Consider the following 12,635-nt stretch of genomic DNA (forward strand, 5'->3'; position numbering starts at 1 on the left):
GCTTCCGTTTATTACGCCAGCAGTTATCAAAATGAAAAGAAATAATTGTAACGATTTTCTCACACAACCTCCCTGTTTTAGTTATGTAATTTTTAAAATAAGTAAATGTTTTATAAAAGCAAAAAGAATTATTCTATTACGATTAATAACTCGTTTTTCTCCACGCTGGCGCCCGGCTTAATTTTGATTTCCTTTATTTTTCCGTCTTTCGGCGATTGTATTTCGTTTTCCATTTTCATGGCTTCGAGCACAAGCAGACTTTGCCCTTTTCTTACCGAGCTCCCTTTTTCGACGTTCAATTTTACAATCAAACCGGGCATCGGAGCTTTAATTTCGGAATGTTTTTCTTTGCTCCGATTTTCCTCGCGGCTACTTTGAATTAAATATTGAAGAGCGGTGTAGAGCTTCAATTTATATAGATTGCCGCCAATATTATATATAAAATCGTTTCCGGCGGATTTTCCCGAAACAATGTTATAAACTTTTGTTCCCGTACGAAGAAGGAATTCATTTCCATTCTTAGCGTAAAACTCCTCAATTACGTATTCCGCATCATTGATAATGATATTTTTTCCGCCCTTATAAATAACAGAATATTTTTTATTGTTCAGTTCGATTACAAAGTCAATCATATTTCAATTCAGTCCATCTGTTTTGGTTATTAATCAGATTACCGTTGACTTTAAATCTGCCGCGGTAATTCATAACAGCCGCAATTACAGCGGCTATTTCCAGGTCGGTATTTTCTTCCTTAGTAAACGCTGCATTCTTAAGCGTATTGATATTGAAAGAAGCGTTTGCGAATATTTCGCTTTTCAATATCTGTTTTAGAAACGGAATATTAGTTTCGACGTCGGTTATTAAATAATTTTCGAGCGCATTCAACATACGAGCCAAAGCTTCCCTTCGATTTCTGCCGTAACTTATAACTTTGGAGAGCAAAGGGTCGTAGTATAAAGAAACTTCCGACCCGATATCGATACCGTAATCGACTCTGACGCCGGGCAGATTGGGAATTTTATGATTTGTAATTTTTCCCGTAGAAGGCGAAAAATCGAAGTCCTCGGAATTTATCCTGCATTCAATCGAATGTCCTTTTATGGCTACATCATCCTGTTCAAACGAAATCCTTTCGCCCGCTGCAATTTTAATTTGCTCTTTTACAATATCTATACCCGTTATCGATTCGGTAACCGGGTGTTCTACCTGAATCCGGGTATTCATTTCCAGGAAATAAAAATTACGGTTTTCATCCATCAGGAACTCCACAGTTCCGGCATTGAAATAGTTGCAAGCTTTAGCCGCTTGAACTGCGGCTGATGTTATTTTCAGCCTTAACTCCGAGTCGATAGAAGGCGAAGGAGCTTCTTCTATAATTTTTTGAAATCTTCTTTGAAGAGAACATTCGCGTTCGAATAAATGTACATGGTTGCCGTAGTGATCTCCCAGAATTTGCACTTCGATATGTTTCGGATTAATAATCAGTTTCTCGATATAAATTTCGTCGCTGCCGAAGGCTTTCTTGGCTTCGCTGCGCGTTAAATTAAAAGCCTGTTCGAGTTCTTTTTCATCGGACACCATACGAATTCCTTTTCCCCCGCCGCCGCCCGAAGCTTTAAGCATTATCGGATAACCGATTTCATTTGCAATCCCGGAGGCGTCTTCCAATCGATTTACCGGCACGACGGAACCCGGTACAACCGGAACGTTGTTTTCCAGCATCAGTTTCCGGGCATTCAATTTATTGCCCATCATTTCGACAGATTTTGCGGAAGGACCTATGAATTTAATTTTGCTTTTTTCGACGGCGCGAATAAAATTTGAATTCTCCGATAAATAGCCGTAACCCGGATGGATTGCATCCGCTCCGGTATTCAAAGCTATTTCGAGTATCAAATTCTGATTGAGATACGCTTTCGGCTCGCCAATCGAAACGGATTCGTCTGCGGCTGAAACGTGAGGCGAGAATTTGTCAATATCTGAATAGACTGCGACTGTTTTTATGCCCAGTTCTTTACACGCTCTTATTATTCTTAGAGCGATTTCTCCCCTGTTGGAAATAAGTATTTTCTTAAACATATATTAAGAGCGGTTATCCGATAATCAAGATAACAATAATTTTTCACAGAACAAACCGCTCATTCAAATTCGACAACTGTAATGCCGTCGCCGCCGCTTTCGATGTCGGCAAAATAATAGTTTTTAATTCCTTTGTACTTTTTAAGAATCGAATGCGCCAATTGTTTCAGCGCGCCGGTTCCCTTGCCGTGCAGTATTTCGACTCTCTCCAAGCCGTACATCAGAGAATCGTCGAGGAAACGGACAATCTCGTATTCCGCTTCATCCGATCGCATCCCTCTTATATCGAGTCTGTATTTAACGTGGTCGTAATCCGTAATGACTTTTTTCTTTTCGTATTCTTTGAAATCGGATTTTTTAGCAGGCACTAGAGAACTGTATTTTGCTTTTATTTTCAACGAACCTATCGTTATCAGAGCCTTGTCTTTATCTTCGTCGATTTCATCCAGAACGCCCACCGAAGTCGTTCCTTTAATCGAAACGTAATCACCCACGTTCAATTTGTAATTTGAACTTTCTTCGGTTTTCGATTTTTCCAGGAAACTTTGCGTCTTCTTTTTGATTGCTTCTATTTCGCTCTTTTCTTTCTTTATTACTTCTTTATCGGCTTTGGATTGTTTAATATTTCTAATGGCGTTTTCGATTTTCCTGTTCGCATCCGACAAAAGAATATTGGCTTTTTGATGAGCTTCTTCGAGTATCTCTTTTTTCTGCTTTTCCAGTTTGTTTATTTTTTCCTGATAAAGATTAGCCAGACTTTTTAGCCTCAGATTTTCTAGTTCGAGATTATGGATTTGATTTCTCAAATCGTGCGATTTTTTTTCAATGTCGATTAAAAATTCTTCAATTTTAGTTTTATCGCTGTCGATATAACTCTTTGAAAGCTCAATGAATTTTTCGTCGAAACCGATGCGTCCTGCAATTTCGAATGCATAACTCGAGCCCGGCATTCCCTGATTAAACCGGTATGTCGGTTTCAATTCCTCGCTGTCGAATTCCATCGAACAATTTTGAAATTTATCGAGTTGATTTGCAATCAATTTAAGCGAACCGTGGTGCGTTGTAGCTACTACAAGAGCGCCTTTATCGCGCAATGATATCAGAATTCCCGTGGCGATTGCGGCTCCTTCGACCGGATCGGTTCCGGTGCCGACTTCGTCGAGAAGCACAAGCGTTGAGCTGTTTGCGTTTTCTAGTATCGATTTAATATTCGTAAGATGCGAACTGAACGTACTCAAATCGTCTTCGATCGACTGATAATCGCCGATATCCACGAGCACTTTTTCGAAAATATGAAGATTGGAATCGGGGTGAGACGGAATCGGGATTCCGGACTGCGCCATTAAAACAAGCAATCCGATAGTTTTTAATGCAACGGTTTTTCCTCCCGCATTAGGTCCTGTCAAAACGAGTATCTTCTTGTCGGTAATTTTCAGATTCAACGGAACGGCAGCTTCGAATCCGAGCTTTTTGAGCAGAATCGGATGCCTTGCGTCGATCAATTCAATCGGTTTATCCTCATCGAATGAAGGAATCGAACCGATAATTTCTATCGCATATTTGGCGCGTGCAAACAGCGTATCGAGCGTTGTAATAATATTATATGAGTTCAGCAACTCTTCGCTTTTTGCCGCCACATGTTTTGTGAGCGCCAGAAGAATTTTCTCAATTTCTCTTTTTTCGGCAAACTTCAGAGAAAGTATATCGTTGTTCAATTCGAGAATTTCTGCGGGCTCAATATAGACCGTCTGACCTGTAGACGATTCGGAATGGATAAATCCTTTTACGTGTCTTTTATGTTCCGCTTTAACCGGCAGAACGATTCTGCCGTCGCGCTGCGTAAAATATTCTTCCTGAACGAGGTATTCTTCGCTCAGTTTTTTTAACAGGCGGTTGACTGTTTTTTGAAGCGACAATTCTTTTTCCCGTATTTCGCTTCTGATTGATTTCAACGCCGGGCTGGCATCGTCTTTGACATCCCAATTTTCGTCGAATATTTTTTCAATGCTTTTTTCGAATACCTTATCGACCATCAATCCTTTTCGTAATTCATCCAGAGGAGTATCGGTTTGATCTTCCGGTTTCAAATAACCGACCAGCTTCCTCGACATTTGCGCAAGGCGGTAGATTTCCCTAATATCCCTGGACGAAAGCGCAACTCCTTCAATTCTTGACCGATAAATGACTTCCGTTAATTCAGGCAGATATTCGAGAGGAGGAATATCTTTTTTAATAAGCAGATTACGCGCGTAATCAATCTTATTGCTCTCAGACAATATATAACTACGCTCGGTTAAAGGTCTAAGTTCTCTTATTTTCTTTTTGCCGGAGTCCGTCTGGCAATAAGAGGAAATATGCTCGGTGATTTTACGGAATTCGAGTTTATCGAGTGTATCGTTTTTAACCATGTCAATTATTATTCAAAGTGTCTGTTTTTTCTATAAAATCTTTAATTATGTCGGTCGCATTGGAACTTTTATCAACAACAAAATTGATGACACCCGGAATTATATTATAAACTCGCTCGTACATCAGAGATTCCGTCCGGGTTTGTTTGTCGGGATAACCAAGCAAATCAAGGACAAGAAAAAGCCCGCTAAGGAAAATTATTATTTGTAAAGTTCCGATCAAACCGCCGATAATCTGATTGATCAATTTATTTACTTTATCGGACGGATGAACTATTCTTTTCAAAATAGAAAATATAATAATGGTAGTTAAAAAGATTAATACGGCTGCGACGATTTTGGCAAAATAATCGTCGTCGTTCAATACCGGGGTCAGTATAATCGCAAGTTCATCCGAAAAATTAACCGTCAATATAACGGCGAGTACAAGACCTGTTATGCCTATAATTTTTCTTATAAGACCGTCCTTAAAGCCAAGGATAAAGCCAATTAAACCGACAACGATTATCAAATAGTCTAAGTAGTTCAATTATTACCTTACAATTACTGTTGCAGAAATTTTTCGACCATTTCTTTAATCAATTTGCCTTCGGCTCTGCCTTTAAGAGTTTTTGCGGCAACGGGCATCAGTTTAGGAAAGTCTTCTTTTGTAACTGCGCCGACTTCGGCGGCAATTTTTTTTACTTCTTCAAACACTTCTTCTGGCGATAATTGTTTCGGGAGATAGCTTTCAATAATCTTCAATTCGGCTTCTTCTTTTTCCGCAAGCTCGTTTCTCCCAGCGGCTTTATATTGCTCTACGGCTTCTCTTCTCTTTTTTGCGGCGCTCGTAAGCAGTTTTATTTCTTCTTCTTCGTTCAATGTTTTTCCGCTGCCGCTTTTTTCGAATTCAAGTATCAATGCCCGAATCGAACGAATTGTTTCGAGACGTACTTTGTCGCCCGATTTCATCGCTTCTTTAAGGTCTGCATTTATTTTATCTTTGAGACTCATAGTATTACCTCCCATAAATTCCAAAAAAAAAGGCAGGTTATTAAGAAACAACCTGCCTTTCAATTATAAAGACTGCGACTATATTTTTAGCAATGTCGAATAATTAATTCTCAGACAGGAAGCTTTTCTCAATTCCTGTTGAATATCGGTAACGATACCCATATCGGAATTTTTATCGATACGCAAAGAGACAATTATGTTTGGCATAGCCAGACGTTTAGTGTACATAATGTTCTGAATTTCTTCTAGTTTAGTAATACTGTCGTTCAGCTGAATTCTGCCGTCGTTGCCAACCCATATATACGAAACAAGTCTCTTATTTTCGATTTTTTCGATAGCTTTAGCTTCCGGCAGTCTAAAACTGACCAGAACGTCGACTTCTCTCAAAGTAGTGGTAACCATAAAGAATAAGAGAAGCATAAAGACAATATCGGGCAGCGAGGCTGTCGGAATCGATTGCTTTGTAGTCGCTCTTTTTTTCTCAAATTTCATCTCTTTTCCTCAATTATTTTTTTACGGTTTCCGGTTCGGCAATACTTATAATAATCGGAATTTTCTCTTTAATCTCTTTCATCTCCTCGCTACGTTCATCCAGATCGACTAATTTTTTACCGAATCTCGAGCGTGCATATTCCTCGCGCACCTGAAAGTAAGCATCTTTTATCTGATCCAACGCTTGAATATAAAGATTATAATTGGTTTTTCTGTCCGTCTTAACAGATACAACAAGTTTTTTATTCGAAGGCAGGTTGATTTTTTCTTCTATTCGCGGTTTAAGCGTCTTGGCAATTTGAGGAATTGCAATAATCTGGTTGTTCAGAAGAACATCTCCGTTTTCGTTAATCAAAACGGCGGCAAGACGGTCTTTGGAAATCGGAACGAATTCCTGCTGTTCCGGCGGAATGTATTCCGGCAGAACAAGACCGATACCGGTATCGACGTCGATCACCGTGGAGACAAGGAAGAACAACAGCAAGAGGAACGAGATGTCTGCCATCGAACTTGTTGGGATCTCTGCTTCCGATAATTTTCGTTTTTTTATCTTAACCATTTTAGAATACTCGTTTTAATTAGCTTTTCTTGGATTTCATTTCGTATAATGCGTCAATCAATTCAATTGAGCTTTCTTCCATATCGGCAACGATACGGTCAATACGTGAAATAAAATAGTTATAAAGAACCTGAAGAATCATAGCTACAACGAGACCGAAAAGAGTAGTCAAAAGAGCTACCGAGATACCGCCTGCAACGATACTGGGCGAAATCTGAGCGGCTTCTTTAATAGCGTCGAATGCCTCGATCATACCTTGAACTGTACCGGTAAAACCGAGCATCGGAGCAATAGCGATAAATGTCGAAATCCAGATCATTCCTTTTTCGAGGAATCCCATTTCGATTGCGCCGTATGCCATAATTGCTTTTTCAGCTGCATCGAGACCCTCGTCGGCTCTCAATAATCCTGCATGGAATACCGATGCAATTGAACCTCTGGTGTTTTCGCATAATTTAATTGCTTCGGGCACGCCGCCTTTTTGAAGCGCATCTTTGACTTGAACAATAAACTTTTTCGTGCTGATTGTTGCACGGGATAATGTCCAGAATCTTTCAATTGAAAAACCCAATCCAATGACCAAACATCCAAGAATGGGCCACATGAAAGCGCCGCCTTCTATGAATTTTTGTTGTAGGTATCCGATAAGGCTTGGTTCTTCGACTTGAGCTAAAATTGCAGTAATAAGGCCTGTAATCTCTGCGAGTTGCATATGGAAAAACCTCCGATTATGTTTTTATTATTTTAATTAATTCAAAAAAACTTATTATTCTCTAAAAATTAGTAACCAACATTAAATAAATGAGTCAAAAAAGTCAATAAATAATTTTTTCTTCTCCGCTAAATTAAGAATTTTTTAAAGTTTCTGAAAAGAAAATAATATTTCCGGTGAAAATTTTTCTGCTTCGGAATATATCTTCAACAATCATGCACAAATCCTGCAAAGGAATCAATTTGCTTTTGTCGTCTATCCATTGCCTGTTCGATTCGGTGTCAAGTATGTAGGGCGCAATTGCGTTTGCGCTCAGATTGATCGACTTCCCTTCTTCCGCCAAAGTTTTTACGAAGTAATTAAGAGCGCTTTTCGACGCGCCGTAAGCGGCTATCCCGGGCTCATTTGAAAACGCCGTGTATGCGCTTGTAAAACATATTGAACCGCCTTTTGAAGAAGCAGCCAATTTCATAAATTCCCTTCCGATCAGAAATGAAGAGTTAAGATTTATGTCGAACAATTTTTTCCATTCTTCGTAAGGCGTTTCTTCGATCCTTTTTCCGCCCCAATAAGCCCCGATAGTATCGAACAGATAATAATAAGAATCTTCTTTTCTTTGAATTTTACTGAACGCTTCGATTACGTCCGATTCGTTTGTCAAATCGTTTACAAGAATATTTTTGTGCGGTTTTGTAGTCGCCGGCAAATCAAGTTTTTTTCTGGAGATGAAGTAATAATAATCGTATTCGCAATTCAGGAAAAAATCGACGGCTTGAAGTCCGAGTTTACCCGACGCTCCGAACAATAAAAATATTTTTTCCATTATTTACTTTCTTTTATATAAAACTTAGCAGCCACGGGAAAATGGTCGCTGAAACCGCCGAAATACCTGTTGCCCACAAACGTTCTCAAAGGCGCTCCTTTGTAATCGCCTTCCTTCTGTATCATGTATTCCGGACGCACAATTTCAAAACTGTTTGCCGCATAGTCGACGCCCCTGCCGTCGATTAACGCGCCCGAAACAATTATCTGGTCGATCATATTCCAGTCTTTACGGAAATTATAAGTACCTTCTCCGTTTTCAAATTTTGCATAAGATAAATTCAGCAGGTCGCCGGGCATTTCGATTTTTTTACCTGCTCTAAGCGTTCGGGCAATAGATTGATTGTCGGGTTCGTCGTTAAAATCCCCGAGCGCAATGATATTTGCGTTTCCGTTCAAATTCGTCAGACTGTCGATAACCGTTCTAAGTTTTGCCGCAGCCGCTAACCGGTTGGGCTCCGATTTTTCCCTGCCGCCGCTTCGCGATGGCCAGTGATTGCCCAATATGTAGATCGTCTCCCCGCTTTTTTTGTGTTTCAACTCGACCAGCATTATATAACGCGTTTTATCGCCTTCGGGTAAATTCACGGAAAACGTATCGACATTGGCAACGGAAAAAATACTTCTGTCATAAATAACAGTAACGTCAATGCCTCTTTCGTCGGGAGAATCCCTGTAAGCGACAACATAATCTCTGTAGGTAAGTCTGTAAATTAATCGTTTTGCCATCCAGATATTTTCAACTTCTTGCAGGCAAAGTATATCCGGTCCGCAGCCGTCGTTCATATAATTAATCACTCTTTCGAGGTTGTCGAGCTTTTGTTCAAGTTTTTCAAAAGTCCATTTTTTAGAACCTTCCGGAGTAAATTCGTCGTCGTTTTTCAAAGGATTGTCTTCAGTGTCGAACAAGTTTTCCACGTTCCAACTTGCCACATAAATCGTATCCCCGCCTGAATCGAATCCCCCGGCTATCAGAGGCGCGGATAGCGAGAAAACTAAGAGAAATATAATTGATTTGTATTTCATAATATGTTCACTAATTTATATTTTCGGAATTGAATATAACATTTTAGGAAAATAAATGGGCAGAAAAAAATTCGTTATTATCGACGCAATGTCGCTGGCTTACAAAGGTTACTATGCATTCATTTCGAGACCCTTGTACACCAGCAAAGGCGAACCCACCTCGGCAGTTTACGGTTTCTTAAGTCAACTGTTTAAAATACTTGAGGATACTAAACCTGATTATGTCGCAATAGCATTCGATTCGAAAGAAAAAACCTTCCGCCACGACAGATACGAAAATTATAAATCGTCTCGGGAAGAAATGCCCGAAGAGATGGTTCCGCAAATAGCACGGATTAAAGAAATTATTGAAGCCTTCAATATTCCGATATATATTTTGCCCGGTTACGAAGCCGACGATTTAATCGGAACCGCGGTGAAAAAAGCGGCAGAAGAAGGATTGATTGCCTATGCGATCACTCCGGATAAGGATTACGTGCAACTGATTAACGATAATGTAAAAATTATTAAACCGGGAAAATCGACCGACGAAATTGTAATTATTGACGAAAAGAAAGTAGAAGAAGAATACGGTATAAAGCCGTCGCAAATGATCGATTATCTGGCTCTTGTCGGCGACAGTTCGGACGATATTCCCGGAGTTGCCGGTATTGGACCCAAAACCGCGGCTCCTTTAATTCAGAAATTCGGCTCCCTGGAAAAAATTTACGAGAATCTCGATAAAATCGATAAACCTTCGGTTGTAAAAAAACTGATAGAAAATAAAGAGAACGCCTTTTTATCCAAAGAGCTTGCAACTATCAAGACCGATGTGCCGTTTGATTTCAATCTTGAAGAAGCGCGTTTTACAAAACCGGACTTCAACAAACTGATGAAAATATTCGGCGAACTCGAATTCAGATCTTTTGCGGACAAATTGAAAAAAATCTATACCGATGAAAACAAGGAAATAGAACTACCGGAAGATAACGGTGTTAAGCTCGCTCCCGAAGAATACGGCTCCTTCGATAAATCGAAAATCAATTACAAACTTATATCAACCGAAAAAGAAGCCGTAAAACTCGCCGAAAAACTCTCGAAAGCAGAATTGTTCGTATTCGATACAGAAACCGATTCGCTCGATATTTTCAATGCCAATCTGGCAGGAGTCTCCTTTTCCGTAAAACCCGCCGAAGCATGGTTCGTGGCGGTTAATCCGGAAAGGACAAAGGAAGAATTGTTCGCAACCGAACTATCCGACCGTATTCCGGTTGATAAATTTATCGAAATTTTCAAATCTCTCTTTGAAAACGAAAATATTAAAAAGGTTTGCCAGAACGGCAAATACGACATTGCAATCATGAGAACATACGGAATAGAAGTAAAAAACTTTTACTTCGACACGATGCTAGCGAGCTATGTCATCGATCCGGATCAAAAGCACGGAATGGACGAGCTTTCAGCCAAATACCTGCAATACAAACCGATTCCGCTTATCGAATTGATCGGTTCTAAAAAAACGCCGGAAAAAATATTCGACGCGGATTTAAATAAACTGGCGGAATATTCGTGCGAAGACGCCGACATAACGTTCAGACTATACAAAGTCCTCGACGATATCCTGAAAAAAGAAAAACTCGAAAAAGTCGCTTATGAAATAGAATTTCCGCTTGTTCCTGTTCTGGAAGATATGGAACGCACCGGCGTAAAAATAGACGTGGACAGTTTGAACGAATTCAGCAAAGAACTCGAAATAAAATTACAATCAATTTCCAAAGAAATATTTTCTTACTCGGAAGAAGAATTCAACATCAATTCGACTCAACAGCTTCAAAAGGTTTTATTCGACAAATTGAAATTGCCTCAAACCGCCAAAACAAAGACCGGTTATTCAACCGACGCCAAGTCGCTGGAATCGTTGCGCGGCGCTCATCCGATAATCGATTTGATATTGGAATACAGACAAATTGCCAAACTGAAATCGACCTACGCCGACGCCCTGCCGAATATGATAAATCCTAAAACGGGCAAGATACACACTACTTACAATCAAACAGTCGTTTCCACCGGAAGACTGTCGAGCAACGACCCCAACCTGCAAAATATTCCGATCCGTACCGACCTCGGGAAAGAAATCAGAAAGGCGTTCATACCGTCGTCAAAAGACAATATTATTTTGAGCGCGGACTACAGTCAGATAGAACTTAGAATAATGGCAAGCATATCAGGCGACGAGAATTTGATAGCGGCATTCGAACAGGGCGAGGATATACACCGCCGCACGGCTGCAATGGTTTTCAAAGTGGCTCCGGAAGACGTCACTCCCGATATGCGCCGGAAAGCCAAGGAAGTCAATTTCGGAATTCTTTACGGTTTGGGTCCTTTCGGGTTGAAAAATCGATTGGGCATTTCCCAGGCTCATGCTAAAGAAATATTCGAAAATTATTTCAATTCGTTCAAGAAAGTTAAACAATTCATGGACGAATCGATTGAGAAAGCGCGCCAAAAAGGTTACGCCGAAACTCTTACGGGCAGAAGAAGATACCTCAAAAATATCAATAGTAAAAACAGAACCATACGTCAATTCGAAGAAAGAGTCGCTATCAACATGCCGATTCAAGGAACCGCTGCGGATATGATCAAATTGGCTATGATTAAAATCTTCAAAGAGCTGAACAACCGAAAATCGAAGACAAAGATGATATTGCAGGTTCACGACGAACTTGTTTTCGATATGCCCAAAAAAGAATTAGAAGAGTTAAAACCGTTAATAAAAAATTTAATGGAAACCGCGATGCCTTTAAATGTGCCGATTGTTGTTGATATCGGCACGGGTTCAAACTGGCTCGACGCGCATTAATCTTCCGTAAGTAATTTATAAAAAAGATAACCGAAGTTAATTTGAAGCAGCCCGAATGCGACTCCGCTGTAAATGTCGTACCGGTTAACTTTTTCGTACAGAGCGTTATCGCCCGTGCTGACGTAATCGTCGTAAAGATTGTCAGCCTTCAGCTTGAAATAAGCCGCAATTCCGCCGAGCAGCACAGACGAAGTTATCAACAATTTGAATTCTGTCGTTTCGGGAAATGCCTTTTTGAGTCTCGCAGGCGTCAAATCAAAATTTACAAATGCCCTGTCTTTAATTCCATAAAATCGACGCTCGCTTCCCTTCCGGGAAACGGCAATAACGTCGTCTTCAAAGCAATAGATTCTTATCGGCGTATAACCGGTTAATTTATCATTAATCCTAACCGAAGCATCCTGAGGATTCGAATCAATGAATGCAGCGGCGGGCAATTTGTATTTGAACGTATGCGCAGAATTATCATCGACTGCTATTGTATCCGAAATCATTATTCCATTCCATATTATCGGAGATTCGAGTATCGATACGACGTGTTTGCCTCCGGATAATTTAATCAAGACGCTGCCCCTTCCAACCGGTCGATCGTCGACATAAATTGCCGCGCCGGAATATTCCGCAATAATTTTAACCTCGTACAATTCCTGCTGCGCTTTTATTGTTACGGCAATCGCCAATAAAATTATTGTTCTAAAAAACATA

General features: G+C 40.1%; 12 protein-coding genes. 1 reads left to right on the plus strand and 11 read right to left on the minus strand.

Features of this window, described 5'->3' with window-relative positions:
- Window positions 1–128: 128 nt before the first annotated feature.
- From ACSSWA_RS11700 to ACSSWA_RS11745, 10 genes are all read right to left on the minus strand, one after another.
- Window positions 129–632 (minus strand): acetyl-CoA carboxylase biotin carboxyl carrier protein subunit, encoded by a 504-nt coding sequence (locus ACSSWA_RS11700; protein WP_437356758.1) that lies wholly within the window; start codon window positions 630–632, stop codon window positions 129–131.
- Window positions 625–2,079: an acetyl-CoA carboxylase biotin carboxylase subunit gene (locus ACSSWA_RS11705; protein ID WP_437356759.1), complete on the minus strand. Its 1,455-nt coding sequence runs from the start codon at window positions 2,077–2,079 to the stop codon at window positions 625–627. The genes ACSSWA_RS11700 and ACSSWA_RS11705 overlap by 8 nt, the downstream gene beginning before the upstream one ends.
- A gap of 59 nt (window positions 2,080–2,138) precedes the next feature.
- Window positions 2,139–4,487 (minus strand): endonuclease MutS2, encoded by a 2,349-nt coding sequence (locus ACSSWA_RS11710; protein WP_437356760.1) that lies wholly within the window; start codon window positions 4,485–4,487, stop codon window positions 2,139–2,141.
- A gap of 1 nt (window position 4,488) precedes the next feature.
- Window positions 4,489–5,016 carry a CvpA family protein gene (locus ACSSWA_RS11715; RefSeq protein ID WP_437356761.1) on the minus strand — a complete coding sequence of 176 codons (528 nt, stop codon included), beginning with the start codon at window positions 5,014–5,016 and terminating at the stop codon, window positions 4,489–4,491.
- Window positions 5,017–5,030: 14 nt separating this feature from the next.
- A complete protein-coding gene (locus ACSSWA_RS11720) occupies window positions 5,031–5,480 on the minus strand; it encodes a GatB/YqeY domain-containing protein (RefSeq protein ID WP_437356762.1) in 450 nt (149 codons plus the stop codon).
- A 78-nt stretch (window positions 5,481–5,558) separates the two neighbouring features.
- On the minus strand, window positions 5,559–5,972 hold the full coding sequence (locus tag ACSSWA_RS11725) for an ExbD/TolR family protein (protein ID WP_437356763.1): 414 nt from the start codon (window positions 5,970–5,972) through the stop codon (window positions 5,559–5,561).
- A gap of 13 nt (window positions 5,973–5,985) precedes the next feature.
- A complete protein-coding gene (locus tag ACSSWA_RS11730) occupies window positions 5,986–6,531 on the minus strand; it encodes an ExbD/TolR family protein (RefSeq protein ID WP_437356764.1) in 546 nt (181 codons plus the stop codon).
- 19 nt (window positions 6,532–6,550) lie between these two features.
- A complete protein-coding gene (locus tag ACSSWA_RS11735) occupies window positions 6,551–7,243 on the minus strand; it encodes a MotA/TolQ/ExbB proton channel family protein (RefSeq protein ID WP_437356765.1) in 693 nt (230 codons plus the stop codon).
- 133 nt (window positions 7,244–7,376) lie between these two features.
- Entirely contained in the window at window positions 7,377–8,066 is a 690-nt protein-coding gene (locus ACSSWA_RS11740; protein ID WP_437356766.1) for an SDR family NAD(P)-dependent oxidoreductase, read from the minus strand.
- Window positions 8,066–9,091: an endonuclease/exonuclease/phosphatase family protein gene (locus ACSSWA_RS11745; protein WP_437356767.1), complete on the minus strand. Its 1,026-nt coding sequence runs from the start codon at window positions 9,089–9,091 to the stop codon at window positions 8,066–8,068. The genes ACSSWA_RS11740 and ACSSWA_RS11745 overlap by 1 nt, the downstream gene beginning before the upstream one ends.
- Before the next feature lie 55 nt (window positions 9,092–9,146).
- On the opposite strand from ACSSWA_RS11745, the gene polA reads away from it, so the two are divergent.
- The gene (gene polA / locus ACSSWA_RS11750) at window positions 9,147–11,930 is read left to right on the plus strand and encodes a DNA polymerase I (RefSeq protein ID WP_437356768.1); all 2,784 of its coding nucleotides are present in this window, start codon (window positions 9,147–9,149) and stop codon (window positions 11,928–11,930) included.
- On the opposite strand, the gene ACSSWA_RS11755 is transcribed toward polA, so the two are convergent.
- Entirely contained in the window at window positions 11,927–12,634 is a 708-nt protein-coding gene (locus ACSSWA_RS11755) for a hypothetical protein (RefSeq protein ID WP_437356769.1), read from the minus strand. The two genes, polA and ACSSWA_RS11755, sit on opposite strands and share 4 nt — an antisense overlap.
- Window position 12,635: the final 1 nt, after the last annotated feature.

Origin of the sequence: Melioribacter sp. Ez-97 (genome assembly GCF_051488665.1) — a bacterium.
GTDB lineage: Bacteria > Bacteroidota > Ignavibacteria > Ignavibacteriales > Melioribacteraceae > Melioribacter.